Here is a 25,659-nt window from a genome sequence, read left to right on the forward strand (position 1 = left end):
GAAGATGAAGCAGACATCCGGACCGGCCAAGAAGCCGGCAGAAGCGGTGATCAAGGACATCCGTCGGGCCACACGTCGGCAGTTCTCGTCCGAGGAGAAGATCCGTGTGGTGCTGGAAGGCTTGCGGGGCGAGGACAGCATCGCCGAGTTATGCCGACGTGAGGGGATCGCCGCCTCGATGTACTACGGCTGGTCCAAGGAGTTCCTGGAGGCTGGCAAGAAGCGCCTGTCCGGCGACACGTCTCGTGCGGCCACCACGGATGAGGTGCGGGACCTCCGTCGCGAGACGGGGGCGCTGAAGGAGGTCGTAGCTGATCTCGTCCTGGAGAACCGTCTGCTCAAAAAAAGCATGAGCGGGGCTGGGGGCGACGAGGCATGAGGTACCCGGCCCCCGAGAAGCTGGAGATCATCCGGCTCGTCGAGCAATCCCACCTGCCGGTGCGCGCTACCCTGGACAAGCTCGGCATCACCCGCTCGACGTTCTACCGCTGGTACGACGCCTACCAGCGCGGCGGCCCCGAGGCGTTGAATGACCATCCTTCGCAGCCAAGCCGGGTCTGGAACCGCCTACCTGCGGAGATCCGCGAGCAGATCGTTGCTCTGGCCTTGGAGCAGCCTGAACTCAGCCCGCGTGAACTGGCGGTACGCTTCACCGACGAGCGGCGCTACTTCGTCTCGGAAGCGACCGTCTACCGGCTGCTCAAGTCTCAGGACCTGATCACCAGCCCGGCCTATATCGTCATCAAGGCCGCCGACGAGTTCCGCGATAAGACCACCGCGCCCAACCAGCTTTGGCAGACGGACTTCACCTACCTGAAGGTCGTTGGCTGGGGCTGGTACTACCTGTCGACGGTCCTGGACGACTTCTCACGCTACATCGTCGCCTGGAAGCTGTGCACGACGATGCAGGCCAGCGACGTCACCGCCACGCTCGACCTGGCGCTGGGTGCGGCTGGGCTCGATCAGGCGCGGGTGATGCCGCGGCCACGCCTGCTCTCCGACAATGGACCGAGCTACGTCGCCAGCGACCTAGCCGACTGGCTCGGCATTCGGGCCATGACCCACATCCGCGGCGCGCCATGCCATCCTCAAACGCAGGGCAAGATCGAGCGTTGGCACCAGACGCTCAAGAACCGCATCCTGCTTGAACACGCCTACTTGCCCGGCGAGCTGGAGACGCAGGTTGCCAACTTCGTCGAACACTACAACCATGCCCGAGCCCATGAGAGCCTGAGCAACCTCACGCCCGCCGACGTCTACTTCGGACGCGGCGAAGGGATCCTGGCCGAGCGAGAACGCATCAAGCGCCAGACCCTCATGGATCGCCGCTTGCGCCACCACGCGCACGCTGCCTAACCTCTTACCCCAGATGGACCAGAGCCTCCGCTCCTGAACACCGCTGAATGTCCCAAATCATCTGACGACGGACAAATCTTTAAAAGAGTCCCGCACTTAGACCGATCAGTGTCAGATATATTAAGTATTTCTCCGCGTCTCATCCCTGTTTCAACAGCAAGTATGAAGGCTGGTTTTAGAAACCATTTGCCGGCATCTAGGGCTGCCTCTAGGCGATGGAATTCCTCTGGGGAGAGACGGCGCTGGCGGCATTCATCGGCTTGGACAACCCTGACACTTCGTGCTGGATTTTCGCTTATGCCGAGGTCCCATTCGCGCATTGCTATCTCAAGGCAGTGCCGGATTATCGCGAGTTCGCGCTTTACCGTGGCCGGCTTCACAACCGCCATTCGTGCGTCTCTGTAGGAAGCAAGTGCACCGCGGGTCACGGCAGACGCTGGGATTGCGCTGATAGGATAACGTCGGATCACTCGAAATTTATGGAGTTCCCGTTCTGCACCGCGCTTGGCTGGCGTGATTTCTCGTTCGTAACGGGTCAACAGGTCCGCAACGGTTCGGCCGTCGGAGTTGGCGATTGCATGGGGTTGATGACCATCCGCAGGCGAGGAAGCACCATCCATGGCGACTTCTGTCACCCTGGCCCAACGCGCGGCTTCATCTTTGGTTGGGAATGAGCGTGAGACAGGATCACGACCAGCGCGACGCACTTGTGCCTGCCAGGAACTGCCGCGTTTTCGAAACGTCGCCATTTGATATCTGCCACTGTGACAAAGTGTGACAGACGAAACAGGTACTAGCGTATCACCGCCTACAGCTACCTAACCAAAAAGCAAACAGTAACAAGAGCTTAGTGGCGGAGAGGGGGGGATTCGAACCCCCGATGCCCTTGCAGGCATGCCGCATTTCGAGTGCGGTGCATTCAACCGCTCTGCCACCTCTCCGCGAAGGCGCCTCGATGAGACGGGCGGTCACTAGCACGAGTGGTTCGGCTTTCACAAGCGGCGGATCGCGGAAAGCGTGGCGCGGGACGGGAGACACCTGCACCGGGCCGGTCTTGCTGGTCCGCTCCTCCTGAGTCGCCCCTTCGGGATCGTCGGGCCTTCAGCGTTGCTTAACCGGACCGGTGCGACGCTCGAAGCGCGGGAATCGGAACCGGTCGGTGCCGGGGCGGCGGCGGGCGGAATCCTGAACTGGGAATCGAGGGATGGCATTGGACGCCGGCACTGCCCTGATCGCCATCTTGGCCGGCTCCGCTCCGCTGCACCTCATTCGGGCCCTGTCGACCCTCGACTGCGTGATCCGACCGATCGTCGGACCGTCGCCGGACCTCACGACCATCCAGGCCTGCGACCTGATCCTGGTCGAGGCGGGCGCGCAGGAGCACGGGGATGTCCTGGCGCTCGTCGCGCGCGTGCGCGGACTGACCGAGCATGCCCGGACGCCGATCCTGCTGGTCGCGGCCGAGGACGCGGCACAGGTCCGGCGCGAGGCCGCGGCCGCGGGAGCGACCGATATCATGGCCTACCCGGTCGATGCCTTCGACCTCAGGATCCGGGTCGGCAACCTGCTCGAACTCGCCCTCGCCCGCCGGGCCGCCGAGCAGCAGGGTCGTCTGGCAGCCCGCACCGTCGAGCGGGCCGTGGTCGAGGCGGCCGCCCGCGAGCGCGAGATCATCCGGCGCCTGATGCTGGCCGCCGAGTTCCGCGACGATCAGGCCGGGGGCCATCTCACCCGCGTCGCCGGCTGCGCCATCGCGATCGCCGAGGGCCTCGGCCTGTCGGAGCAAGAGGCGAACGACATCGCGTTCGCCTCGACCATGCACGACATCGGAAAGATCAGCATCCCGGACCACATCCTGATGAAGCCGGGCGCCCTCACCGAGGCCGAGCGCGAAGAGATGAAGCAGCATGCCCTGCGGGGCTATCGCATGCTCAACGACAGCCCGTCCCATCTGCTGCAGCTCGCTTCCGACATCGCCCTGACCCACCACGAGCGCTGGGACGGCAAGGGCTATCCCCAGGGATTGCGGAGCACGGAGATTCCCCTGGCGGGCCGGATCATCGCGGTGGCCGACGTGTTCGATGCCCTCATCTCCGAGCGGGTCTACAAGAAGGCTTGGTCCCTGGAGAAGGCGCGCCAGCACATCGAGACGCATGCCGGCACCCACTTCGATCCGGACTGCGTGGCCGCTTTCGTTTCGCGCTGGACCGACATCGTGGTGCTGATCGCGGAGCATCCGCCCGAGAGCGTCGCGGCCTGAGGCCGGCCGGAGACCGGCCTGGGTACAGGCAGGCCGAACCGGAAGGTCCGGCACCCGGCAGAACGCCGTGATCCTGCTACCGCTGCGGCGAAACAGGCATATACTAGAGCCCTCTAGGTCCGCTATCCTCGATTGTCCGCAGGGGGTTCCTGGTCGTCATCCTGGGACGCTGCGGTCGCGGGCTTCGGGAATTTCAGTGGCATGGCATGCATGACGGACGCTCCCCGCGAGACAACCACGCCTCTCGTCGATCCGCTGCTGCTCGACAATCAGCTCTGCTACGCTCTCTATGCGGCCGCCCATCGGATGACGAAGTCCTACCGGCCGATGCTGGAGCGCATGGGTCTCACCTACCCGCAATACCTCGTGTTGCTGGTGCTCTGGGAAACCGACGGCATCACGGTCTCGGAGATCGGACGGCGCCTGCGTCTCGATTCCGGCACCCTGACCCCGGTGCTGAAGCGCCTGGAGGCGGCGGGCTTCCTCGTACGCAGCCGTCGTCGCTCTGACGAGCGCGAGGTCGAGATCGCGCTGACGCCGCATGGACGGGACCTGCGCGCGGAGGCGACCGCTGTGCGGGAATCGGTGATGTGCCAGCTCAACATGTCGGAGCCGGAGGTTCAGGCGATGCGCGCCGACTTGAACGCCCTGATCGAGAACCTGAGCGCGGCTGGTTGATGCGCTGCGACGGCCTCGATCGGGCGCCGCCCGGGGCTGCTCCTCGCCCCCTGCGCGAGTCTGAAACTTTGCCGGGTAAGTTTCGCTTGTCTGGGACGGGATAGTCCCGGTAAGGCGGTGCCTTCCGATGCGTCGTGCCGCGGACAAGCCCTCGTTCACACCTGTACGGGATTGAGCGTATCGTGGATGCCCATCGATCGGTCCAGCTGGCTCTCGCGACGCCGTTCCGTTTCGACGCGAGCGATGGCCGGATCGCCCTCCTGACCGCTGCGTTGAACCGGAACGGCGTCGCGCTGGGTGCCGTCGAACTTTGTGCCGTCGAACTTTGTGGCGTCGAACTTGCCGGCGTCGAACTTGCCCGGGCTCAGGGCGTTTCCGATCGATGAGTGCGCATGCGGGCGAAGCGGATCTGGCCCCGCGGCGGCAGGTTGGCGTTCTGCCGTTCCGGCGGATGCCCGACGGCAGTTTCATGGTCATGCTCATCACCTCGCGGGAGAGCCGGCGCTGGGTGATTCCGAAGGGCTGGCCCATGAAGGGGCGCAAGCCCTACGACGCGGCCGCGCGCGAGGCCTACGAGGAAGCCGGTCTCCTCGGCACCGTCGGCAAGCGCCCGCTCGGCTTCTACCTCTACGAAAAGCGCCTGAAGAGCCGCGATGCGGTGCTGTGCCAGGTGAAGGTGTTCCCCCTCGAAGTGCGCAAGCAGCTCAAGCACTGGCCGGAGCGCCACCAGCGCGAGGATCGCTGGTTCCGGCCCTCGGAGGCGGCAGATGCCGTGGCGGAGGCGGGGCTCGCCGCGATCATTCGGGCCGCCTGCAAGCGCGAAGCCGGGGCCCTCGCCTGACGCCGCTCGGCGGCAGATCTGCCGGCGGCGTCGGGATTCGGACACCGGCCCGCGAGAAACCCGGACAATTCGCTGCGATGCGATTGCCAAGGGCATGATGATCGGCTAATTGCCCCTCCGTCCGGTTCGCACGGCCCTCGCCGCAACCCAGGACGTTTGGCTGCTGTAGCTCAGTGGTAGAGCACCTCATTGGTAATGAGGAGGTCGACAGTTCAATCCTGTCCAGCAGCACCACTCTCCTTTTCGATCGACGAAGATTTGGGGATGGTGGTGCCCGCTTCGAGCGGCGCGATGTCTCTGATGCATTCGGCCACGCGCCGTCATGCGCCCCCGGCCTCCCCGGATTTTGTTCGGTCTTCTTGCGCGTCAGCCTCGTGGCACGATCCTGGGAACGGGAGCCGAGGGAAGCGTCGAGCGATGCATCCGGCCGACATCCAGCCGAAGGGCATTCGCGGCGGGAGGTGAGGCAAAGGAAGCCGGATCGGTACCCGCGCCCGGCGGATGGTCCGGCGTCACAGCGACGTTGCGCTGGACGGTCTGGTCGCTCGCGCGGGCCGGAGGCTCGTATCGGAACGGGTCGCTCAGCCAGAACACGTTGTCGGTGATCCGGTTGTCCCGAGCTGCCCCCGGCGTTCGCTTGAGGATCTCCGCCAGGTTCGGGTAGCGGCTGCGCCACAGAGGCGAGGACACGGGCATCGCGGCGAGCGCCGTCCGGATCTCGGAGGTCGGGTTCATCACCGAGCCGGACGCCCAGTCCAGACCTCGCGCGTCGATGTGGACCGCCGGACTCGACGCCACGAAGATGTTGCCCGTGATGGCATTGTCGCGCCCTCCACCGATGAAGACCGGCTGCTCCACCCGCAGAAAGAGATTGCCGGTGACGGCGAAGCCGCTCGCCATGTCGTCGAGGTAGACGCCTTTCACCTCGTGACCCGGGTCGGTCGCGAGGTCGTGCAGGAAATTGCCCCGGATGGTCGATCCGCGGGCGGTCCAGTCCCGCCCGGCATAGATCGCACCGCTATCCGTCGCGCCCTGGAGCAAGCGGGCGATCTCATTGTCGGCCACGAGGTGGTCGTTGCCCCGCAGGTGCACGGCGTAGTCGAGGGCGTCGTGGATGTAGTTGCCGGTGACCTGCGCCCCCACGCCGTCGAGCTCGACGGCGGGACTCTGGGTGCGGGACAGACGCGCGTAGCGGGTGATGCGGCTGTCCTTCAGGAAGAGCCCGCCCGGCCGGAGGGACGGCCTGTCTCCGCCGGAGAGGCGGACCGCCCCGAATCCCGTATCGGCGATGCTGCAGGCCTCCAGGCCTCCGCCCTCGATGTCTTCGAACACCGCCGCGCGAAGCCCGCTCCAGGCCAGCGCGCTGTTGCGCACGACGACGTCGCGCCCCCCGCGGGCCGTCAGCAGATCGCCACGACTGCGCGCGAGGTGCAGGGTCTCGATCCGGACATGGGCGGCCCCCTCGAGGGTCAGGAGCGTATCGGCGACGGCCACTTCGATGGCCCCCGTCCCCTCGCGCGGCCAGACCAGGAGCAGGTTGCGCGCACGGTCGCGCCACCACTCTCCGGGCTCGTCGAGTTCCGCCAGGGCATGGACGACACGCGCCCGCGCACCGTCGCGGATCCCCTCATAGGGCCGCGTGCCCAGGCGCAGGGGCATCGCCCGGCCCGAGATCCGCAGGGGGATCGTCTCGAACAGCCAGTCCCACCGCCAGTACCCCTCGGCCCATAGATCCGTCTCACCGAGCCAGCGCTCGGGCCGGGCTCCCACGAGGCGGAAATGAGCGGCATCGCCGCCCGGACCGGCCTCGACCCGGGCGAAGCCGTCGTTCGGCCAGCGCGCCGGAGTCAGCGCACCGCGCTCGTCATAGACCTCAAGCGTGAGCGGCGGCGGCGGCGGACCGAGGAGGCGCGGCGATCTGATGGGCGCGTTCGGCATCACGCCGGCCGGCAGGCGGTAGGCCCGGACATGGCGGCGGGCGATGGCGGGCAGTCGGTTCGCGAGGTCCGCCGGTACGGCCGCGGGCGAGACCGGGACGCTCCCGACGAGGTGCGTGCTTCCGTCCGGGGCCCCGCGAAGCACCAGCGGCGCACCCGGCGTGCCGCTGTGCTCGGATCCGATCCGCAGAGCCGCGGGCAGATGATAGACCCCCGATGCGAACTCGACGGCCAGCGGTTGCCCGGGCTGGCGGGCACGCATCGCTGCGATCCGTCCCAGCGCCTCGGCCGGACCCGAGACGGGGCCGGGGCCGGGCGGCGGAACGCGGATCACCTGCTCGGCCGAGGCCGGAGTTACATGTAACGCGATAACCGGCACGGCGGCGGCCAGGACGAGGCCGATTCCGACCGTGGCGCTCCGGATCGACGCAATCCACGCGCCCGCGGCCCTGTACGGCTGCGCAAGATCGGCCGAGGCGAGACGACGGAGCCGACGGGCAGCCGGGTCGCGGACAGGCATGACGGGAACACCGAAGACGAGCGCCTGACGGCGTGACAGCGGACGGGAGCCCGACTGGCGCGGCGACGTTGCCGGAACCTGCGCCGCTCCACAAGCCGGTGCCGCGCCGCCATCGCCGGGCGCGGAGACCTGGGCCGCTTTTCCCGCCTCGGCCCCGATGCAAGTCTCCGGGCATCCGTTTCGGGCGATGCGCTCTTAAATCGTCAACGAGGTTAGCGGGGATAACACTCGGGACAGGTGTTCCGCGCTGGGACTCCCATCCTTTTCCGACGCGGAATTAACGGGGCTCGAAGGTTCGTCGTGCTCTCAAATGGGGGCTGACCCGTATTCCGCCGGGGTTGCGCCACGGCGGATTTCCGGCAGGCCGATCTGCGGAGGCCTCGGGGGTTGGCGCCCAGGGGCCACGGGTCCGTCCCGATATGGCACGGACCGGATGGCCACGACCTTGCAGCACTCGGGACACACCCGCGTGGAATCGGATGAGGGTGGCACGGACACACGCACAGGGGGGTGCTGTCGTGAGATGGCAGGTTTCGAGATGACGAACCACCCGATGGCGCACGGCCCCGTGCCGCTGCATCCGATCGAGTGGCAGGGCGACTCCGCCGGGCGTGCGCGCACCATCACGGCGAGCCAGGCCGTCGCGCTGATCCGGCGCCGGAGCTGGATCGTCGTACTCGGGCTGATCCTCGGCTTCGCCGGAGCCGTGTTCTTCGTCGCCTCGTCCGAACCGCGCTACATCGCGACCAGTCAGGTCATCATCGACCCGCGCGGCCTGCGCGTCGTCGAGCGGGAGGTCAATCCGAGCACCGACAACGCCGACGGTCAGGTCGCGACCGTCGAGAACGAGATGCGGGTCCTGAAATCGAGCGAAGTCCTCGATGCGCTGATCACCCGCCTCGGCCTCGACAAGGATCCTGAATTCGTCGGCAATCCGCCGGGGGCCCTGGGCCGGCTGAAGAGCACCGTCCTCGACCTGTTCCGGACCCCGCCCACGACGCGCGAGCCGGCACCGCGCATCGCCGCGCTGCAGGCCCTGGACCGCAAGATCGCCGTGCGCCGCGCCGAGCGAAGCTTCGTGGTCGAAGTCACCGTGGCGAGCCGCGAGGCCGAGAAATCGGCCCGGATCGCCAACGAACTGGTGGCCATCTACATCGAGCAGGCGAACAAGACGCGGGCCGAGCTGGCGCGTCGCTCGGGCGTCTCGCTCGACGGCCGGCTCGCCGAGCTGCGCGCGGCGGCACGGGAGGCCGAGGACCGGGTCGAGGCCTTCAAGGTCCGCAACGATCTGGTCCGGGCCGACGGCGTGCTCACCCGTGACCGGCGCCTGCGCGACCTCAACGAGCAACTCGTGGCCGCTCAGTCGCGTGCCGCCGAAGCGCGCGCGCGCCTGGAACAGGTGACGGCACCGGGTGACAAGCTCGGCGGCTCGCCGGAGGCGATGCAGTCCCAGACGGTGACGCAGTTCCGCGGCCAGATCGCGGAGGCCAAGCGACGGCGGGCCAACCTCGCCAACCTCCTGGGCCTTCGCCACCCGGAGCTCACCTCGTTGAACCAGGAAATCACCGAGCTGCAGGAGCAGCTCGACCAGGAGCTGCGCCGGATCGTCGATGCCGCGCGGGCGAATTACCAGCGGGCGAAGCAGGTCGAGGAAAGTCTGCGCAAGGCGGTGACGAACCTATCGCAAGCCTCGTTCACCGACAGCCGGGCCCTCAGCCAGCTCCAGGACCTGGTGCGGGAGGCCGAGGCACGACGCACGCTGTTCACGCAGTTCCTCGTCCGTTCACGCGAGCTTGCCGAGCAGACGCGGGTCGACGTCAGCAACATCCGGCCGATCAGCTCCGCCATCCCGCCGACGGGTCCGGCGAACCTGAGCAAGACCATCGTGATCGGCCTTGGAACCCTGATCGGGCTGGCCGCCGGGCTGATGGCGACGCTCGTCCTCGGACTCCTGCGCGGCGAGACCCGGCCCGGAACCGATCCGGCCGCGCGGCGCCTGCAGGCCGCGGCGCCACCGCTCCGCCGGCCCGCCGGCCCGGGTGAGGTTCAGGGCCGGGGTCCGTGACGCTGCGCCGCCGGGGAGACCCAGAATGATCCCGCCATTCCTCTCGGCCGCGGCACCGGGCGCGCCGACGCGGGCGCCGGCGGAGCGGACCCGCGATCTGTGGAACACGCTCTTCGTGGTGTTCGCGGTGCTGATGAGCGTGAACGCGTTCTACTCGGTCTTCGCCGGTGGCGGCGAAAGCTTCGGGAACGACAAGTCGCACGTCCCTTCGAACCGCGGCAATCTGATCTATGTCGGCCTCTGGCTCGGGCTCTATGCCCTCTCCGGATGGGTGATCTTCCGCGATTCGCTGCGCAACGGGCTCGATCTCTGCCTCATCGCCCTGGCGCCGCTGGCCGGCTACATCCTGCTCTCGTCGACATGGTCCGCGGATCCATGGGCGTCGCTGGTGCCGGCCGGCATGCTCGTCCTGAACATGGTCATCGCGGGAGCGCTCGCGGCGGCGGTTCACCCGGCGCGGTTCCTGCGCCTCTTCGCCTGGACGAACGTCGCGCTGGTGGGGATCTCCCTCGTCATGCTGGTGCTCGATCCCGACGGAGTCCGGACAGACGTCACCCGCCCGGGTCTGCTCATGGCCGGTGAATTGTTCGGCGCCTATGCGAACAAGACCGTCCACGGCATCTCGGCCTCCATCGCCATCCTGATCCTGCTGTTCCTGCCCGATGCCAGCGGGCGCGGCCGGCGCTGGCCGGCCATTGCCCTGCTCACGCTCGGCCTGATCCTGGCCAACTCGATGGGGTCGGTCGCCGGAGCGATCGTCGCCGGAGCGGCATTGCTCGCCGCCAGGCTGCTGCCGCGCCTCAGCATCCCCGTCTTCGCGGTGGCGACGGTCTTCGCGATCGTGCTGGCCCTGACACTGCCCCTCATCGGGATCGGCGACCTCGCGCTCGCCCTCGGCCGCAGCGCGGACTTCACGGGGCGGAGCACCTTCTGGCCCTACGCCTTCGACGCCATCCGGGAACGCCCGCTGTTCGGGGCGGGCTACCTCAGCTTCTTCAACACCGACCCGTTCTCGGGGGCCTGGCGCGTGTGGGAGCACGAACTGTATTTCTTCACGCCGGACTTCCACAACGCGTTCCTCGACATCCTCGTCGGACTGGGGATCGTCGGCGGTGTCCTGTACGTCCTCCTGCTGTCCGTTTCGTCGTGCATCTTCGCCCATCCCAGCCTCGATCAGCGCTGCGCACTGGTGCTGTCGGCGATCCTCATCGTCTTCATCCTGAACAGTGCGACCAATTTCGTGTTCCTGGCGCACAACCGGATGTCGACGATCTTCCAGTTCTACTGCCTGTTCGTCCTCGGCCGGCACTATGCCGGACCGGCCCTCGGCCCAATCCGGCTCGGCGCGGGACCGCGGAACGCCGCAGGATGAGGCCCGCACCCGAAGCCGGGCTTCTGTCCTGGTTCCCCGGTTTCCTCCGCCCACTCGAAGCCCCGGGCGCCCCGACTCCGGTGCGGCTCGTCCGGCCATGGCGATGCGGACGGCAGGCATGAGACCGGACCCGGATCCGAAGGGCGGCGGCATGCCCTACCTGCCCCAACTGGACGGCATCCGCGCCCTCGCGGTCGGGCTCGTTTTCCTGTCCCATGCAGGCCTCGGGCATATCGTACCGGGGGGCCTCGGGGTCACGATCTTCTTCTTCCTGAGCGGTTATCTGATCACCACGCTGCTGCGTTGCGAGGCCGGACGGACCGGAAGCGTCAGCCTGCCGGCCTTCTACCTCCGCCGTGTCTTCCGGATTTTTCCGCCTCTCTACCTGACCCTGCTCTTCGCGCTGGGCCTCTACGCAGCGGGCGCCCTCAAAGGCCCCTACGATCCCTTCGTGATCCTGACCCAGGCGACCTTCCTGGTGAACTACGTGGGGCCCCTGGGGGGCGACATCAGCCTCGCGCTGCCGCTGCCGCTCTGGTCCTTGGCCGTCGAAGAGCATTTCTATCTGCTCTTCCCCCTCGTCTTCCTCGTCGGACGCGCTTCGCCCCCCCGGCTCGCGCTTGCCTGCCTCGCGGTCTGCCTCGTGGTGCTCGGCTTGCGGATCGCCGCGGTCCGGCTGCTGACGGATGCGAGCGACACCTACATTTGGACGCATACCCGTATCGATTCGATTCTCTTCGGGTGCTGTCTCGCCCTCTGGCGCAATCCCCTGATCGACGGAGCCAAGGCCTACCGGCCCGGTGATTTCCAGGCGGCCCTGGCGTTCGGCGTGCTCTGCGGAACGATCCTGCTGCGCGACGAGACGTTCCGGCAGACCCTGCGCTACACCATCCAGGGCGGTGCCCTGTTCGTCCTGTTCGCGGCGATCCTGCGGCCCGCGGACGCCAGCCTCTGCGGCCGGCTGGCGCGCCACCTGTCGGGACCGCTCCTACGGCGGATCGGCCTCTACTCCTACACCATCTATCTCGTGCACGCGGTGATGATCGAAGCCGTCACGGGCTACATCGGCTCCGATTTCCTGCAGATCGTCGTCGCCCTCGGCCTGACGCTGACCTATGCTGCGCTGATGCACCGCTTCGTCGAGCGCCCGTTCGCACGCCTGCGGCGGCGGCTCGACACCCGCGATGAACCCGGGGGAGCCCTCTCCCCGCTGCCACCGGCCCTACCAGCCGCGCGCGACCAGTGAGTCATGCACCACCCGCGCGACGACGGCCTGGCCGGCGTCGTTGAGGTGAATGTGATCCTCGCGCAGCGAGCGCGGCGGCACGTCCCGAGCCAGATCCGCACGATCGGGCCCCGTCGGCGCGATCCGGGCCAGCGCCAGGCCGGAATCGATGAGCCGGGAGCGGATATCGACGTAGGACGGGCCGTGGGCGGCCCGGAGGGCGTCGTTGAGATCCACGATGGTGCGGTAACCGGACTCGCCCCGCCGCTCTTCGGACGTGTCGGCATTCAGGATCGACAGGACGAGGACACGCTTGCTCCTGACGGCGTCCACCATGGCTTTGACGTCCGCCCGTACCCGCCGGACGTCTTCGTAGTTGTTGCGGCCGGCCCAGATGATCGTCACCGCATCGTGGGACCGCGTGTCGGCCAGCATGCGAGCGGCGATCTCCGAACTCGATTCCCCGCCCACGCCCGCATTGCGGACGCTGCGCATCGGTGTGAAGAGCCGCCCCAGAACGACCGGATAGCGTGCCGCCACCGTGCGGGCGCCGGTGCCGTAGGTGAGGCTGTCGCCCCAGGCGACGATCGCAGGGGAGACCGCCGCCTGCGTTCGTATCGCCCAGCAAGCCGCGAACAAGCCGAGCCCGAACGCACGGCGATCCGGCATTCGAGCGATGGGACAGGGAGGCGCGGGCTCGAGAATCATGTCGACGAATGTCTCGGAAAAGGTCTGCGGGGAACCACACGCAGGAGTGACGGACCGCCCGAACCTTATGTTCGATCGACGGGTTCGTCTCGCGGGGATCGAGCACGCTTCGCCCCTAACGCCCGCTATGCCGAAGGGGCGCGAGGAGGCTCATGACATCGACTTCGCGGGTCACGGGACGGCGTGCCCGGACTGGCCCGTGACGCCTGGGCGGGGATCGGTACGGGGCAGAGGACCGCCGAGCCCCCCGCTGGCCCAGTCCTGTCCTCTCGACCATGGCACTTCGGTACCTTGATGTGCACGGAGTTACATGTGAGCGTGCGTAGGGTTTAGATGCTCCGGGCGATATGACCGCCGCGGCTCCGAAGTGATATTCCAAGCAACCGAATCCAGGGACGCACAATTGGTCGATCACCGACCATGAAAAATAAGACAGATCGAATCTGTATTTTGTAAATATCGTTCCGATTGGTGTTGGGATTCGCGTTCGAACGATCGCGGCACCTCACCATTCAGGCTGGGCAGGCATGTATCCAAGGTCAGACGACGGCGCATGAACAGAGAGATTTCGATGAAATGCTGGATTTTTATCCTATGTATTTCGGCCGCCGTGTTCCTGCGATCACCGGTCCAGGCGGACGAGTATCGCCTCCACATCGGTGATACGCTCGACTTCTCGGTCGCGGGCGTGTCCCTCCAGCGGACGTCGACCGTCGATACGGACGGCCGGGTGACGCTTCCCCTCGTCGGCCCGATCGACGCCAAGGGAAAAACCCTGGGAGAAATCCTCACCTACCTTCGGCGCGAACTGCCCAAGAAGTCGCTGAACCTGCGGACGCCCGAGGGACGGGACCAGATCACGATCATCGACCCCCAGGAGATCACGCTCTCGATCTCCGATTACGTTCCCATCTATGTGAACGGAGACGTGAGCCGCCCGGGGGAACAGAAATTCCGGCCCGGCATGACCGTGCGTCAGTCGATCTCACTGGCCGGGGGCTACGACGTCGTCAGGCTTCGGGTCGAGAATCCGGTGATGACGAACGTCGACCTGGAGGATGAACTCCGGACCAAGTGGATGGACATCGAGCACGCCTACGCGCGCCGGGACTTCCTGCAGAAGCTCTTGGATCGATCCAAGGAGCCCGCCCAACCTTTCGCTCTGCGCTCGCCCCTCGCCAAGGGCCTGCGCGACCAAGCCGCCAAGTCCGAGACCGACCAATTGCGGGCCGGCCTCGAGGCCTTCAACTCCGAGCGCGCCGCCCTCGAGCGTAAGATCTCGCTGCTCAACGACGGTCTCGACGCGCTGGACAAGCAGAAGAAGAACGAGGACGAGAACGCCAAGCTCGACAGCTCCGAAGCCGCCCGGATCGCCGACCTGTTCTCCAAGGGGACGCTGCCGGCTACGCGCGTCGCAGATGCGCGCCGCCTCGCCCTGCTGTCCGCGACGCGGTCGCTGCAGGTCGGATCCCAGATCGAGGTGGACCGGAGAGTGCGCAGCGATGCGCAACAGGCACTGCAGAAGCTCATCAGCGAGCGGTCCGAGCAGCTCCTGAAGGACCTCAAGGAAACCAACGACACGATTTCGAAGAGCCAGTCCCGGATCAGCGCCCTGACCGAGAAGCTCGTCTACACGAGCGCCCTTCGCTCACAGCTGCTCGGATCGGGGGTGAATTCCCCGCAGATTTCCGTCGTGCGTCAGGTCTCCGGCGCCGCGAAGGTGATCCAGGCCGAGTCGGACACCGCTCTAGAGCCGGGCGACGTGGTGGAGGTGAAGATGACCCTGACCGCCAACACGACCCCGATGGCAAACTAGCACTACCCGGGCACTTTGATATCAGGGGGTAGCCTGAAGCGCTTTCGGCAGTGGGGGCACAGGGCGGGCGGGACGAGGCTGGCGAACAGCCGGCCGACGATGGCCTGCCGCACGGCGGACAGGCTGGGTGACGGTGGCGGACTGACCCTGACCCAGCAAACTGGTCCGCGCTGAGCGCAAGTTTTCCGGGCATCCTGAACCCTGAAGGAGGGAGGATGCCATGCCTCGCAAGCGCTTCACGAACGAACAGATCGCCTTTGCCCTGCGGCAGGCTTCAGAACGGTGCGACGGTGGACGAGGTCTGCCGGAAGATGGGTGTATCCGAGCCGACGTTTTACCGTTGGAAGAAGCAGTTCGTCGGCATGGGCGTGCCTGAGATCCGGCGGTTGAAGCAGCTGGAGGACGAGAACAGCAAGCTCAAGCGGTTGGTCGCAGACCTGACGCTGGACCGCTCGATGCTGCAGGACGTGCTCAAGGATCAGTGGTGAGGCCCGCCGTTCGCCGTGAAGTCGCTGGTCACCTGCAGGTGGCCTACGACATCAGTGAGCGTCGGGCCTGTCTGGCCACCGGCTTCGGCCGCTCGTCCCAGCGCTATACCAAGCGCTCCGATCCGCAGGTCGCGCTGCGGATGCGACTGAAGGAGCTGGCTGCCGCACGGGTCCGCTACGGCTATCGGCGGCTGCACATCCTGCTGCGACGGGAGGGCTGGAAGGTGAACCACAAGCGCACCTACCGGATCTACCGGGATGAGGGCCTGTCGATCCGCTCCAAGCTGCCCAAACGCAAGCGGGCGTGGCGGTATCGCCAGGGACGACCGGCGATCGGTGGACCCAACGAGGTCTGGGCCATGGACTTCATGTCCGACCGCCTCTTCGACGGTCGTCCGTTCCGGATCCTGACGGTCGTCGATTGCCACACGCGAGAGGCGCTCTCACTCACGCCGAGAGCCAACTTCCGCGCCTTCCAGGTGACCGAGGCACTCGATGCCTTGGTCCGGCTGAGGGGGCGGCCCAAGAGCCTGCGGGTCGACAATGGACCGGAGTTCGCCGGGCGCATGCTCGACCAGTGGGCTTACCTGAACGGGGTCGAGATCGACTTCTCCCGACCGGGCAAGCCGACCGACAACGCTTACATCGAGTGGTTCAACGGCCGTCTACGAGCGGAATGCCTGAACGCCTCGTGGTTCCTGTCGCTGGCCGATGCCCGTGAGCGCATCGAGGACTGGAGGTGCCACGACAACGAAGATCGACCCCACACGGCCCTGGGCGGCTTGACGCCCCGAGCCTTCGCCAATCAAGCTATCACAGCCCGAGAACTTGCATAGGCCGTGGACCACAAACGGGGTCAACTCCAGCCTACCGCGCACTAACTTCACCGTTGGACCACCGCGTGGGGGCCGATCACATTGAAGTCCGCTTCTTCCACTTCGCCACGGTCTTCGGGTTGATCCCGTAGCGCTTGGCCAGCACCCTCAGGCTCTCTTGACTATACTGTATCGCTCGACGGACTGCCGCTGTCGTCGTGGCGCCTACATGGTGAACCTGGCCCATAGCGCTTCCTTCCACGCTCGTGAAAAGTCTGCACCATCGAAGCCTGGGATCAAACATCTAGTATAATTCCTAAGATGGATCGAATAGCCAGTATTCTGTGCGACAATCTCTTTTTTCAAATAAATACTAAAATTTTCTCAACACAAGCTTGGTTTCCTCTGACAGATCTATCACATTACCATTGATTAAGGCTTCCCGGAATGTACCTTTTCTTATACAGATATCAGATCCAAGAATGGTAATAATATCATCCTTAGGGCATTTCCAGACCTCGACTGCTCCGAGCGAAATATGAGGCGGCAATGGCTTCGCGTGCGCGTCAGCTCTCCTTTTTAATTCGACTGCGAGTGCTTTTTCTGTAAGCTGTTGCTTGAGCTCGATCAGATCGCTAGTAAATTCATTACTCAAATATCTTGATCTTTCGCACCATTCTATGACAGCTATATATCTTCGTTCCTTGCTTGAATCTCCCGTGCTTATAAAACGGCGCGTGTGGTCGAGGGCTGCCTCTGTGATGAATATTTCCGGATTGTTTGTTAGTTTCCGGGCAGACATTTGATCCCACTCCTACCATTGCTGCACGAAGCCTTGACATTTATATCGACCGTTTTCGAGAGCAGATCGGTAAGTTGATACTCCGCCAGTACATAAATAAGCGCATTCGTCTTCCGTAAATGAACGAAATATATACATGGGAATTACTATACCACCCCCGCCCCTTCCGCCTTAGCTAGCCGCAAACGCAGTTGATGACGAGAGTGTTACCAGTACATACAAAACCGTAAGCATAAAAGATATAGCTGTATTTCTCATGTAGCGTCCATGATATTCGATGTTTCTTAGTAATCAGGCCCATTGCAATCTAATTTATAGATCAATAAAAATTATCAAAATGTTTACAAATTATTATCTATAATTACTTCAAATTAAACTACTGTTATTATTTCAATATAACGATCACCATTAATAAAAAATGCTGGTGTCGGCTCGAACTTGAACAGGTCCCTGCCCTGTTCTTGGTGGCGTTGATCCCAGTATATTTATCTCCGTCTCTCAGACAGAGATTGAATTTCTCTTTCGTGAAGCCAATTTGGTGCAGCGTCTGCGCCATGGCCTCGACGGGCAAGTTCGGCTTTCTCACGAACGCCCAGGCCGGCTGCTGATCGAGCAACAGGTCAATGACCTGGTAGTACCGTGCTCCGTCATCGCAACGCGCCATCATGAAGGCGGCGGTCGCGATCAGATCGAGCGGGAATTCCCGCATCGTGAAGCGCACCTTGCCGGTGTCGACGTAGCGTTCCTTCAGGACAGGCCACGTGTCCCTGTGGAAGGCGGCACAATGGGGACAGGTCAGCGACGCATATTCGATGATCGTGACCTTGGCTGTCGGAGATCCGAGCCAGATATCGCCGAGCGGTCCGGGCTGAAGGCGATCTGTCCGCTCCGTGCTCAAGGCATACGCGGGTTCGATGTCCGACGCGGTGGCACCCACTGTCAGAGCAGCAAGGCCCATATCTTTGACGACGGTCCGTCGGGTGTCCATGTGCGCCTCAATGGCCGGCTTCGCTAAACTGCTTGTTGGTGCCGTTCCTCGACGGGGTTCCCGAGCAGATCTGGGTACCGACGTCCGGATCATCAGTGCATCTTGCGTTGAGGCAAATGGGATGTTCGGCACAGTCATCAGCGTACAGCACGGTCCCCCCACAAGAACTGCTAGCATACTGCTTGTATGTCTTCGAATTTTTCCAGGAATGAATTTCTATGAATTGGTGTCTGGTTGATCTGAGCGGCGTCGGATGCACCGCTCGCCGCCAAACCGACGATGATCATGGGCACCAAAGCTACATCGCTAGTATTAATTATTAAACGAGCGACAATAAAATTCAAACTAATTGTCAAATTTATCAATGAGTATCGAAGGATATATTTTATAATATATTATTTTATAGTTGCGCCGTCACGGTTTCGAATCCGGCACTTCACGACCCCCGCCCAGCGCCTGCTGTAGCGCAGCGGTATCGACGAGGCGCTGGCTCTGAGCGGCTAGGCGCGTCAGGGTCGTGGCGGCATAGCGTGTCTGGTTCAGAAGCAGGTCGCCATAGGTGAGAGCGCCGGCCCTGTACCGCACCTGCGAGGCGGCGAGGGCTTGCCGGGCAAGCGCCTCCGCCTGCGTCGCCGTGGTCAGGATCTTGGCATCGGCTTCAAGAGCCGTCAGGACATCCGCGACGTTCTGGAGCGCTGCCAGAACCGTCGATCGGTATGCCGCCGCCGCCGCCTCGCGGCCCTCGACGGCGCCCTGCCGCCGTGTCGCCAGGGCGCCGCCATCGAAGAGCGGCTGCGCGAGAGCGAGCCCGGCCCCCCAGCTGCTCGACGCCGCCAGCGCCGCGAGGGTGACCGCGCTCTCGTTCAGGTTGGCGTTCACGGTGACGCGGGGCAGAAGGTTCGCGGTCGCGACCCCGATCTCGGCCGAGGCAGCGTGGAGCTGGGTGTCCGTCGTCAGATGATTTGGGACATTCAGCGGTGTTCAGGAGCGGAGGCTCTGGTCCATCTGGGGTGAGAGGTTAGGCAGCGTGCGCGTGGTGGCGCAAGCGGCGATCCATGAAGGTCTGGCGCTTGATGCGTTCCCGCTCGGCCAGGATCCCTTCACCGCGTCCGAAGTAGACGTCGGCGGGCGTGAGGTTGCTCAGGCTCTCATGGGCTCGGGCATGGTTGTAGTGTTCGACGAAGTTGGCAACCTGCGTCTCCAGCTCGCCGGGCAAGTAGGCGTGTTCAAGCAGGATGCGGTTCTTGAGCGTCTGGTGCCAACGCTCGATCTTGCCCTGCGTTTGAGGATGGCATGGCGCGCCGCGGATGTGGGTCATGGCCCGAATGCCGAGCCAGTCAGCTAGGTCGCTGGCGACGTAGCTCGGCCCATTGTCGGAGAGCAGGCGTGGCCGCGGCATCACCCGCGCCTGATCGAGCCCAGCCGCACCCAGCGCCAGGTCGAGCGTGGCGGTGACGTCGCTGGCCTGCATCGTCGTGCACAGCTTCCAGGCGACGATGTAGCGTGAGAAGTCGTCCAGGACCGTCGACAGGTAGTACCAGCCCCAGCCAACGACCTTCAGGTAGGTGAAGTCCGTCTGCCAAAGCTGGTTGGGCGCGGTGGTCTTATCGCGGAACTCGTCGGCGGCCTTGATGACGATATAGGCCGGGCTGGTGATCAGGTCCTGAGACTTGAGCAGCCGGTAGACGGTCGCTTCCGAGACGAAGTAGCGCCGCTCGTCGGTGAAGCGTACCGCCAGTTCACGCGGGCTGAGTTCAGGCTGCTCCAAGGCCAGAGCAACGATCTGCTCGCGGATCTCCGCAGGTAGGCGGTTCCAGACCCGGCTTGGCTGCGAAGGATGGTCATTCAACGCCTCGGGGCCGCCGCGCTGGTAGGCGTCGTACCAGCGGTAGAACGTCGAGCGGGTGATGCCGAGCTTGTCCAGGGTAGCGCGCACCGGCAGGTGGGATTGCTCGACGAGCCGGATGATCTCCAGCTTCTCGGGGGCCGGGTACCTCATGCCTCGTCGCCCCCAGCCCCGCTCATGCTTTTTTTGAGCAGACGGTTCTCCAGGACGAGATCAGCTACGACCTCCTTCAGCGCCCCCGTCTCGCGACGGAGGTCCCGCACCTCATCCGTAGTGGCCGCACGAGACGTGTCGCCGGACAGGCGCTTCTTGCCAGCCTCCAGGAACTCCTTGGACCAGCCGTAGTACATCGAGGCGGCGATCCCCTCACGTCGGCATAACTCGGCGATGCTGTCCTCGCCCCGCAAGCCTTCCAGCACCACACGGATCTTCTCCTCGGACGAGAACTGCCGACGTGTGGCCCGACGGATGTCCTTGATCACCGCTTCTGCCGGCTTCTTGGCCGGTCCGGATGTCTGCTTCATCTTCGCTCCTCAGGGGCTACGATGAACCAGCCATCCTCCGTTCGTGAAGACCCTCAATCTGTCCCATAGGTGCTGACGTCGGACAATCGGGGGCCGGATCGATCGTCCTGAGGGTCGTCTCGTAGCGTCGATTGGGCTGCGCCAGGGTGCTGAAGCGGATCGGCATGCCCGGCCTGAGGCGGCCGATGTCGGCCTCGGAGACCTTGGCCTTGACCGACATCGTGCCGAGGTCGGCAAGCCGGACGATCGTGGGCGCGATCTGGGATGAGATCACGGTCTGCCCCTGCCTGGTGACGATGGCCACGACAGTGCCGTCGATCGGTGCGGTGATCCGCGTGTAGGCGAGTTCGGTGCGCGCGTTGCGGACGTTGACGGTCGCACCCTCGATCTGGGCGTCGAGCGCGGCGAGATCGGCTTGGGCGCTCGCATAGGCCGCCTCGGCGGCTTCGTAGTCCTGACGGGTACCGGCCCTACCGGCGATGATGTCGCCCTGGCGGCGGAAGGCGAACTCGGTCTGCCTGAGAACGGCCTTGACCCGGTCGCGCTGCGCTCGCAGGGCGCTCAAGGCTGCCTCATTCCGCTGCACGGTATTCATCTGGGGAACGGAATCGATCTCGGCGATGCGCTGCCCCTCGTTGATCTGCTGGCCGAGTTCGACATGAAGCGCGATGACGCGCCCGGAAACCTGGGCACCGACGCTGACGAGGTTGGCCGGCTCGATCGAGCCGCTCGCGAGGATCGTGGACGAGATGGTGCCACGACGAGCGGGTACGGTGATGAACGTGTTTTTGTCGACTGAATGACGGGAGAGATAAAACCATGATATCAGTATCAACGAAATCAATGCCAAAAATAGCAATTTTAATATTTTATTCATTATTTTTGAACTTCGGGTAGAAGAAAAACGCTAGTATTGCAGCGATGTCCTTTGGTTGAATAGTATATCAGAACTGCGGTCGCAATACGATTTGAACTTATATTTTTTCTGGCATGGATAGCTTTCAGTATTTTTGTCGCTTCACCTCGCTTATCATCGATAATAAACGGCTTTTGATAGATAAATGAATAAAGATAATTAGCTACTTGTTGTATTGCACTTCTCAAAGAAGCGGATTTACATCTAAATATCTCAAGATGATTTGATATTAATTGATTGTCTGCACCAATCTGGGCGCATTCATAGAACAAATCAAGATTGACGGTGTTGGTGGTGTTTTCGAGAACGGATGATGCTTCTATATTGTCAAAATAATGATCTATTGGCCCACCTTTTGCTATGCATTGATCATAAAGCATCATGCCGTATTCAAATAAATTTTTTGTATGACCCTGATCAAGACGAGTCACAGTAAAAGACTCGTTTCTATTTTTGATGACAAAGCCGTCCTTTTCCAGAGCAAATAGAGCCTCTCTTAATGGAGTTTGACTGAATCTTAGTTCATCAGAAAGCCTCTTTATTGAAATGTTTTGACCAGGCGCAAGTGTAAAATCTGTTATTTCCTTTCTCAAAGCTAAATATGCAGCATCTGACTTCGAAAGTCTGGTTTTTGAATCCATGGCGAACGCCTGCCGAATTCGACGTGATTTTCCAAAATTCTTGCTGGGCCAGCGAATTAAGAACGATCGGGTCTCGCTGCTATTGTGCAGCTAGACCAAAATATCCCCACGGTTGAAGCTCAGCGGGAGGCCTGCGGTACGGATTTGAGGTGCATTCGGCGAGGAGACGCAGAGGGGACCAGCCGAAGAAGCTCACATCGGCCGACATCGAGGCCGGTCGTGCTCTGCTGCCCTTGGGCACCATCTCGATCGCGGCCATCGCCAAGCGCCTCGGGGTTAGCCGGGACACCTTCTAAAGCTACTTCCCCAAGGGCACGCACCCGCAGCCAGGCAGCCGCGGCGGCACGGCAGGACTGACGCGCATGCCGATCCGGCGCGAGCACCGCTTCTTCTATCCTATCGACTGGCCCCAGCTTTCGGCCGTGATCCGCTTCGAGGGGGCCAAGGAACGGTGTGAGGTCTGCGCCCGTCCGCATGGACACTCCAAAAGGCGACCGGGGCTGCCAAAAGAGGGGATCTGGGCCCGGGCGAGACGCTCGTAAGACACTTGGCCGCTCGCGTGGCGGCTTTGGGACCAAGGCTTGCGTGATCGCCGACGGACAGGGCCGCGCCATCACGTTCCGGCTGGCGCCCGGTCAAGCCCATGAACTGCCCCATGAACTGCCCCATGCGGTGCCACTCCTCGACCAGCTTCCGGGTGTGCCCAAGTGGGTCGTCGGGGACCGGGGCTACACCAGCCACGCCTTTCGTGAGCACATCTGGGACAGGGGTGCGCGGCCCGCGATCCCGCCCCAACGCCACGAGGCGCTCGTCGCCTGCCCGGACTGGATCTACAACAACCGCAATCAGGTCGAGCGGCTCTGGGCCAGGCCTAAGGAGTGGCACGCCATTGCAACCCGCTACGAAAAGGCCGCCGTCAGCTTCATGGGCGTCCTCTGCCTGGCCCCGGCCCTCGACTGGCTCAAGCGATGACACGCCCTAACCCAGACCACTGGTTGGCACCGTGCTTCGCGTCGGGGAGGCGGTCCGGCTCTCGAACGGTTCATCCGATCGGAGCCCCACGTTGCCGCCCTGGTGGCGGTCGAGCCGGCGCGAGAATGTCGGCTCGGCGTCGAACCGCGCCCGGTAGGTCCCGTCCGGGGAGAGGTTGCCCGCCGTTCCGGCGCCGCCATCGCCGTGCGGGGTGTCGGCCTCGCTGTGTGCTCGGGAAGCATTTCGGCTGTTATCGGGCCGGGACCGCTCAGGTCCCGCTGCCGTTCGCCGACAGCCGGAAGGCGGGCTCGAGCAGGCCGCGGCCTCCGAACGCCACCAGCAGGGTGCGGCCGTGTTCGGGGTCGGCGTCCCGCTCCGCCTCGGTCATGCCCTCGTAGGCGCTGGTGACGAGGAGTCGGTCCAGGCCGGCGCCGGCGAAGGTCGGGCAGGAGGGCCGCGTCACCGGCAGGGCGATCGTGCGCAGGCGCGCGCCCTCCGGGCTGTAGGCGTCAATGCAGGACGCGCCCCAGCGGGCGCACCAGAGCCGGCCCTCCGCGTCGACGGCGGCGCCGTCGAGACCCCCCTCGCCGCCACGATGGTCGTAGAGCGTCGCCGGCTCGCCCACCGGCAATCCGGTGCGGGGATCGAGGGCGACGCGCTGCAGCAGCCCGGCATCGGTATCGGCGAAGTAGCCGGTGGTGCCGTCGGGGGAGAAGCAGAGGGCGTTCGGAATGGTCAGGCCGGTATAGAGGCGCGTCACCCGCGTGCCGGCCACGTGGTAGATCGCGCCGTGCCCGGGCTCGGCGTTCCGCCCCATCGTGCTGATCCAGAGAGCGCCGCAGGGATGGACCCGGCCGTCGTTGGAGCGGGTGCCGGCCCGTTCGGCCTCCAGCGGGCAGAATAGGGTCAGGCCGCCGTCCCGCAGGCTGCGCAGGTAGAGGCCGTCCTCGGCCGCCAGGAGGTGACGGGTCTCGTCGACCGCGGCCACGGCGCTCGCCATCAGGGGCAGCGCGTGCATCCGGGCGGCACCCCCAGCCAGCGGCGCTTCGAACAGGCGCCGCTCCAGGATGTCGACCCACCAGGCGGTGTCGGTGCGCGGGTCGTAGCAGGGCCCCTCGCCGAGATGGCAGCGGGGCGCCTCCAGGATAGTGACGGCCGCCGTGTCCCGCATCACCGGCTCATGCTCCGGAAGCGGCAGTATCGCCCCGTATCCCGGTACCCGGCCGGGCAGCGCGTCACGCAGGCCCCCGCGGCGAACTTCAGCGGCGGCCGGCAGGAATACCGGTGCGCCTGCGGGTGATGGATGCCGGAGCGGTTCGCGGCCTGCGCCGCGCCGGTGCTCCCGCTGGCCAGGACGGCCGCGGAGAGGACCGCCACGACGAAAAAGGGCGCGTGTATACCGCGGTTCGACATCGTATACGCCATCTGCTGCTGCCTGAACCCTCAACCCGAGGGAGGCCCTCGGGTTGCCGAACGCGACCGCGTCGCGCCGGGGCGCGCCCCCCGGCGGCGGCGGATGCCAAGCCCGGATCGACCCGCGCGGCGTCGACCGGGACTCGCGATGGGCTCCGCCCGGGGGCTGAGCGGGACGCCGTCAGTAGCGCGGGCCGCCCGAGGTGTTGCCGCGCTGCTGGGCGTAGCCGGGCAGCATCGGATTGCGGGCGTTCGGGTCTCCGTGCATCAGGCGGTTGCGGGTGTGGTGCGTGCGGTTGGCGCGGGAATGGTGGATCGCATCGTGGCGATGGCCATGGTGGCGCATGTGGTACTTGCGGGCCTTGTAGTTGCCGGCATAGCCGATCGAGGAGCTGGCGCGCATCCGCTCGGCCTGCGTCAGGCCCGGGGCGGCCGAGGCGGCGCCGATCGAAAAACTGGCGAACATCAGGCCAGAGGCCAGAACCATTGCGAGCGTCTTCATGTTTGACTTCCAGTCATGTGCTCTGGAGTGGCACAGTGCGGCTGTAAGTCTGTTGCGACGGCCGTGTTCCCCGATAAATTTAACATTATCGTGTTGGATTATCTGAGCATGCCTGTGCGTGGATCTGCACCTGGATTTGAGACATTGCATCGACCTTGAGTCTTCGCGGGCGGGATTCGAGATAATAGCCGCCTGGGGCCGCGCCGGCATCGACCCGGCGTGGCCTGCGCTCGGGCCGGGTCCGGCGGTCTCGGCGGTCGCGTGCCGGCCGGCCTTCCGAGCGTTTCGTCCCGGCGCGAGATCGACGATCGTCTTTCGCAAGATGTATTCATGATGCATCCAGACATACGCGAAGCGTCGTCCCGGAGCCGGAAGATTAATCCGGTTTCTCGCGTGCCTGACCGCACGTCATGGCGGAGAACGAGGCCCCATATTGGGTTCAGGCAGATGAAACGAACCAAACACACTGGTTCGTACTGTAAAGGAGCCCGTTAGCCACAATGAAGACCCGTATCGCCGCCCTCGCCACCGCCCTCGTCCTTGGCGTTGCTCCGATCTCGTCCGCCATGGCTTTCGAAAGGCCGTCCCGCTACACCGGCTTCTCGCCCTACGACGTCGAGACGACCGGCGCGCTCGAGCTGCGCAGCGTCGCACCCCTGCGCAACCCTCAGTACTGCCCGATGAGCTCGGCCGCCGAGGGCAACGCCAACCAGCAGAACTTCCCCACCCAGCAATACGGCCAGACCTCGGGCGGAAACCGCTGCTGATCCGAGCCGGACGCGACAGGACAGACAACCGGCAAGACAGACGGCACAAGCAAGACAGACAGCCCAAGACAGACAACAGGAGAGAGAACCCGCCATGCTTTTGAGAGGCTTCTCCTACGCCATGGTCGCCGCCTTTGCCGGCGGCCTCGTCTACACCGTCGTCGGATCGGCCCAGGCCCTCCTCAACCTGTAAGCCCCGCCCGTCAG

At 64.4% G+C, this 25,659-nt stretch carries 22 protein-coding genes, 2 tRNA genes and 5 pseudogenes; 16 read left to right on the forward strand and 13 right to left on the reverse strand.

Features of this window, described 5'->3' with window-relative positions:
* The first annotated feature begins 4 nt into the window (after positions 1 to 4).
* Positions 5 to 1,356, forward strand: a protein-coding gene (locus ACXJY8_RS21140; RefSeq protein ID WP_463773292.1) for an IS3 family transposase whose coding sequence is annotated in 2 segments (ribosomal slippage) — positions 5 to 341 and positions 341 to 1,356 — 1,353 coding nt in all. Because the reading frame shifts where the segments join, the coding sequence is not laid out codon by codon here.
* Positions 1,357 to 1,571: 215 nt separating this feature from the next.
* Positions 1,572 to 2,030: a hypothetical protein gene (locus ACXJY8_RS21145; protein ID WP_463773297.1), complete on the forward strand. Its 459-nt coding sequence runs from the start codon at positions 1,572 to 1,574 to the stop codon at positions 2,028 to 2,030.
* Between the two features lie 177 nt (positions 2,031 to 2,207).
* Here ACXJY8_RS21145 and ACXJY8_RS21150 read toward each other — a convergent pair.
* Positions 2,208 to 2,297, reverse strand: a tRNA-Ser gene (locus ACXJY8_RS21150).
* 263 nt (positions 2,298 to 2,560) lie between these two features.
* On the opposite strand from ACXJY8_RS21150, the gene ACXJY8_RS21155 reads away from it, so the two are divergent.
* From ACXJY8_RS21155 to ACXJY8_RS21175, 5 genes are all read left to right on the forward strand, one after another.
* Complete coding sequence (locus ACXJY8_RS21155) at positions 2,561 to 3,616, forward strand: HD-GYP domain-containing protein (protein ID WP_463773301.1); 1,056 nt, start codon at positions 2,561 to 2,563, stop codon at positions 3,614 to 3,616.
* 210 nt (positions 3,617 to 3,826) lie between these two features.
* Positions 3,827 to 4,294: a MarR family winged helix-turn-helix transcriptional regulator gene (locus ACXJY8_RS21160; RefSeq protein WP_463773304.1), complete on the forward strand. Its 468-nt coding sequence runs from the start codon at positions 3,827 to 3,829 to the stop codon at positions 4,292 to 4,294.
* A gap of 182 nt (positions 4,295 to 4,476) precedes the next feature.
* Positions 4,477 to 4,680 carry a hypothetical protein gene (locus ACXJY8_RS21165; protein WP_463773308.1) on the forward strand — a complete coding sequence of 68 codons (204 nt, stop codon included), beginning with the start codon at positions 4,477 to 4,479 and terminating at the stop codon, positions 4,678 to 4,680.
* Positions 4,677 to 5,135, forward strand: a complete 459-nt coding sequence (locus tag ACXJY8_RS21170) for an NUDIX hydrolase (RefSeq protein ID WP_463773312.1) — start codon at positions 4,677 to 4,679, stop codon at positions 5,133 to 5,135. Before ACXJY8_RS21165 ends, ACXJY8_RS21170 begins: the two co-directional genes overlap by 4 nt.
* Before the next feature lie 159 nt (positions 5,136 to 5,294).
* Positions 5,295 to 5,369, forward strand: a tRNA-Thr gene (locus ACXJY8_RS21175).
* 132 nt (positions 5,370 to 5,501) lie between these two features.
* Here the strand turns inward: ACXJY8_RS21175 and ACXJY8_RS21180 are convergent.
* Positions 5,502 to 7,592, reverse strand: coding sequence for a right-handed parallel beta-helix repeat-containing protein (locus tag ACXJY8_RS21180; RefSeq protein WP_463773316.1), 2,091 nt, complete (start codon positions 7,590 to 7,592; stop codon positions 5,502 to 5,504).
* Positions 7,593 to 8,130: 538 nt separating this feature from the next.
* Here ACXJY8_RS21180 and ACXJY8_RS21185 point away from each other — a divergent pair.
* The 3 genes from ACXJY8_RS21185 to ACXJY8_RS21195 all read left to right on the forward strand — a co-directional run bounded on the left by ACXJY8_RS21185 (position 8,131) and on the right by ACXJY8_RS21195 (position 12,275).
* Complete coding sequence (locus tag ACXJY8_RS21185; protein WP_463773320.1) at positions 8,131 to 9,657, forward strand: GumC family protein; 1,527 nt, start codon at positions 8,131 to 8,133, stop codon at positions 9,655 to 9,657.
* 25 nt (positions 9,658 to 9,682) lie between these two features.
* On the forward strand, positions 9,683 to 11,029 hold the full coding sequence (locus tag ACXJY8_RS21190) for an O-antigen ligase family protein (RefSeq protein ID WP_463773323.1): 1,347 nt from the start codon (positions 9,683 to 9,685) through the stop codon (positions 11,027 to 11,029).
* A gap of 118 nt (positions 11,030 to 11,147) precedes the next feature.
* Positions 11,148 to 12,275, forward strand: coding sequence for an acyltransferase family protein (locus ACXJY8_RS21195; RefSeq protein ID WP_463773325.1), 1,128 nt, complete (start codon positions 11,148 to 11,150; stop codon positions 12,273 to 12,275).
* Here ACXJY8_RS21195 and ACXJY8_RS21200 read toward each other — a convergent pair.
* The gene (locus tag ACXJY8_RS21200; protein ID WP_463773330.1) at positions 12,252 to 12,962 is read right to left on the reverse strand and encodes an SGNH/GDSL hydrolase family protein; all 711 of its coding nucleotides are present in this window, start codon (positions 12,960 to 12,962) and stop codon (positions 12,252 to 12,254) included. The two genes, ACXJY8_RS21195 and ACXJY8_RS21200, sit on opposite strands and share 24 nt — an antisense overlap.
* Positions 12,963 to 13,515: 553 nt before the next feature.
* On the opposite strand from ACXJY8_RS21200, the gene ACXJY8_RS21205 reads away from it, so the two are divergent.
* A complete protein-coding gene (locus ACXJY8_RS21205) occupies positions 13,516 to 14,778 on the forward strand; it encodes a polysaccharide biosynthesis/export family protein (protein ID WP_463773334.1) in 1,263 nt (420 codons plus the stop codon).
* A gap of 220 nt (positions 14,779 to 14,998) precedes the next feature.
* Positions 14,999 to 16,102: pseudogene (locus ACXJY8_RS21210) on the forward strand (IS3 family transposase).
* 82 nt (positions 16,103 to 16,184) lie between these two features.
* Here ACXJY8_RS21210 and ACXJY8_RS21215 read toward each other — a convergent pair.
* The 7 genes and pseudogenes from ACXJY8_RS21215 to ACXJY8_RS21245 all read right to left on the reverse strand — a co-directional run.
* A pseudogene (locus tag ACXJY8_RS21215) lies at positions 16,185 to 16,328 on the reverse strand (helix-turn-helix domain-containing protein); the annotation flags it as partial.
* Between the two features lie 126 nt (positions 16,329 to 16,454).
* The gene (locus ACXJY8_RS21220; RefSeq protein WP_463773337.1) at positions 16,455 to 16,883 is read right to left on the reverse strand and encodes a hypothetical protein; all 429 of its coding nucleotides are present in this window, start codon (positions 16,881 to 16,883) and stop codon (positions 16,455 to 16,457) included.
* A gap of 371 nt (positions 16,884 to 17,254) precedes the next feature.
* Positions 17,255 to 17,871, reverse strand: a pseudogene (locus tag ACXJY8_RS21225) (thioredoxin domain-containing protein).
* A gap of 414 nt (positions 17,872 to 18,285) precedes the next feature.
* Complete coding sequence (locus ACXJY8_RS21230) at positions 18,286 to 18,846, reverse strand: TolC family protein (protein WP_463780875.1); 561 nt, start codon at positions 18,844 to 18,846, stop codon at positions 18,286 to 18,288.
* A 43-nt stretch (positions 18,847 to 18,889) separates the two neighbouring features.
* A protein-coding gene (locus tag ACXJY8_RS21235) for an IS3 family transposase (protein ID WP_463773284.1) occupies positions 18,890 to 20,241 on the reverse strand; the annotation gives its coding sequence in 2 pieces (ribosomal slippage) (positions 18,890 to 19,905 and positions 19,905 to 20,241; 1,353 coding nt in all).
* Positions 20,242 to 20,257: 16 nt separating this feature from the next.
* A complete protein-coding gene (locus ACXJY8_RS21240) occupies positions 20,258 to 21,118 on the reverse strand; it encodes an efflux RND transporter periplasmic adaptor subunit (RefSeq protein WP_463773340.1) in 861 nt (286 codons plus the stop codon).
* Positions 21,118 to 21,798, reverse strand: coding sequence for a GntR family transcriptional regulator (locus ACXJY8_RS21245; RefSeq protein ID WP_463773342.1), 681 nt, complete (start codon positions 21,796 to 21,798; stop codon positions 21,118 to 21,120). Before ACXJY8_RS21245 ends, ACXJY8_RS21240 begins: the two co-directional genes overlap by 1 nt.
* Positions 21,799 to 21,947: 149 nt before the next feature.
* Between ACXJY8_RS21245 and ACXJY8_RS21250 the strand changes: the two genes are divergently transcribed.
* The 3 genes and pseudogenes from ACXJY8_RS21250 to ACXJY8_RS21260 all read left to right on the forward strand — a co-directional run.
* Entirely contained in the window at positions 21,948 to 22,094 is a 147-nt protein-coding gene (locus ACXJY8_RS21250) for a helix-turn-helix domain-containing protein (RefSeq protein WP_463773345.1), read from the forward strand.
* 66 nt (positions 22,095 to 22,160) lie between these two features.
* Positions 22,161 to 22,283 (forward strand): annotated as a pseudogene (locus tag ACXJY8_RS21255) (HNH endonuclease); the annotation flags it as partial.
* Positions 22,283 to 22,770: pseudogene (locus ACXJY8_RS21260) on the forward strand (IS5 family transposase); the annotation flags it as partial. The pseudogenes ACXJY8_RS21255 and ACXJY8_RS21260, both read left to right, overlap by 1 nt.
* Positions 22,771 to 23,038: 268 nt before the next feature.
* Here ACXJY8_RS21260 and ACXJY8_RS21265 read toward each other — a convergent pair.
* The 3 genes from ACXJY8_RS21265 to ACXJY8_RS21275 all read right to left on the reverse strand — a co-directional run bounded on the left by ACXJY8_RS21265 (position 23,039) and on the right by ACXJY8_RS21275 (position 24,685).
* The gene (locus tag ACXJY8_RS21265; protein WP_463773348.1) at positions 23,039 to 23,941 is read right to left on the reverse strand and encodes an SMP-30/gluconolactonase/LRE family protein; all 903 of its coding nucleotides are present in this window, start codon (positions 23,939 to 23,941) and stop codon (positions 23,039 to 23,041) included.
* Positions 23,941 to 24,183: a hypothetical protein gene (locus tag ACXJY8_RS21270; RefSeq protein WP_463780877.1), complete on the reverse strand. Its 243-nt coding sequence runs from the start codon at positions 24,181 to 24,183 to the stop codon at positions 23,941 to 23,943. The genes ACXJY8_RS21265 and ACXJY8_RS21270 overlap by 1 nt, the downstream gene beginning before the upstream one ends.
* Before the next feature lie 181 nt (positions 24,184 to 24,364).
* Entirely contained in the window at positions 24,365 to 24,685 is a 321-nt protein-coding gene (locus tag ACXJY8_RS21275; protein WP_463773350.1) for a hypothetical protein, read from the reverse strand.
* A gap of 500 nt (positions 24,686 to 25,185) precedes the next feature.
* Between ACXJY8_RS21275 and ACXJY8_RS21280 the strand changes: the two genes are divergently transcribed.
* A complete protein-coding gene (locus ACXJY8_RS21280) occupies positions 25,186 to 25,452 on the forward strand; it encodes a hypothetical protein (protein WP_463773354.1) in 267 nt (88 codons plus the stop codon).
* Positions 25,453 to 25,659 lie beyond the last annotated feature (207 nt).

Source organism: Methylobacterium sp. TK31 (assembly GCF_055361545.1).

Bases quoted from the DNA above. Each gene is read 5' to 3' on its own strand.
- ACXJY8_RS21180 (WP_463773316.1), bottom strand. From the start codon at position 7,592: ATGCCTGTCCGCGACCCGGCTGCCCGTCGGCTCCGTCGTCTCGCCTCG.
- ACXJY8_RS21200 (WP_463773330.1), bottom strand. From the start codon at position 12,962: ATGATTCTCGAGCCCGCGCCTCCCTGTCCCATCGCTCGAATGCCGGAT.
- ACXJY8_RS21240 (WP_463773340.1), bottom strand. From the start codon at position 21,118: ATGAATAAAATATTAAAATTGCTATTTTTGGCATTGATTTCGTTGATA.
- ACXJY8_RS21205 (WP_463773334.1), top strand. From the start codon at position 13,516: ATGAACAGAGAGATTTCGATGAAATGCTGGATTTTTATCCTATGTATT.
- ACXJY8_RS21265 (WP_463773348.1), bottom strand. From the start codon at position 23,941: ATGCGGGACACGGCGGCCGTCACTATCCTGGAGGCGCCCCGCTGCCAT.
- ACXJY8_RS21190 (WP_463773323.1), top strand. From the start codon at position 9,683: ATGATCCCGCCATTCCTCTCGGCCGCGGCACCGGGCGCGCCGACGCGG.
- ACXJY8_RS21220 (WP_463773337.1), bottom strand. From the start codon at position 16,883: ATGTCTGCCCGGAAACTAACAAACAATCCGGAAATATTCATCACAGAG.
- ACXJY8_RS21195 (WP_463773325.1), top strand. From the start codon at position 11,148: ATGAGACCGGACCCGGATCCGAAGGGCGGCGGCATGCCCTACCTGCCC.
- ACXJY8_RS21160 (WP_463773304.1), top strand. From the start codon at position 3,827: ATGACGGACGCTCCCCGCGAGACAACCACGCCTCTCGTCGATCCGCTG.
- ACXJY8_RS21170 (WP_463773312.1), top strand. From the start codon at position 4,677: ATGAGTGCGCATGCGGGCGAAGCGGATCTGGCCCCGCGGCGGCAGGTT.
- ACXJY8_RS21145 (WP_463773297.1), top strand. From the start codon at position 1,572: ATGGAATTCCTCTGGGGAGAGACGGCGCTGGCGGCATTCATCGGCTTG.
- ACXJY8_RS21275 (WP_463773350.1), bottom strand. From the start codon at position 24,685: ATGAAGACGCTCGCAATGGTTCTGGCCTCTGGCCTGATGTTCGCCAGT.
- ACXJY8_RS21185 (WP_463773320.1), top strand. From the start codon at position 8,131: ATGACGAACCACCCGATGGCGCACGGCCCCGTGCCGCTGCATCCGATC.
- ACXJY8_RS21270 (WP_463780877.1), bottom strand. From the start codon at position 24,183: ATGTCGAACCGCGGTATACACGCGCCCTTTTTCGTCGTGGCGGTCCTC.
- ACXJY8_RS21245 (WP_463773342.1), bottom strand. From the start codon at position 21,798: ATGGATTCAAAAACCAGACTTTCGAAGTCAGATGCTGCATATTTAGCT.
- ACXJY8_RS21280 (WP_463773354.1), top strand. From the start codon at position 25,186: ATGAAGACCCGTATCGCCGCCCTCGCCACCGCCCTCGTCCTTGGCGTT.
- ACXJY8_RS21155 (WP_463773301.1), top strand. From the start codon at position 2,561: ATGGCATTGGACGCCGGCACTGCCCTGATCGCCATCTTGGCCGGCTCC.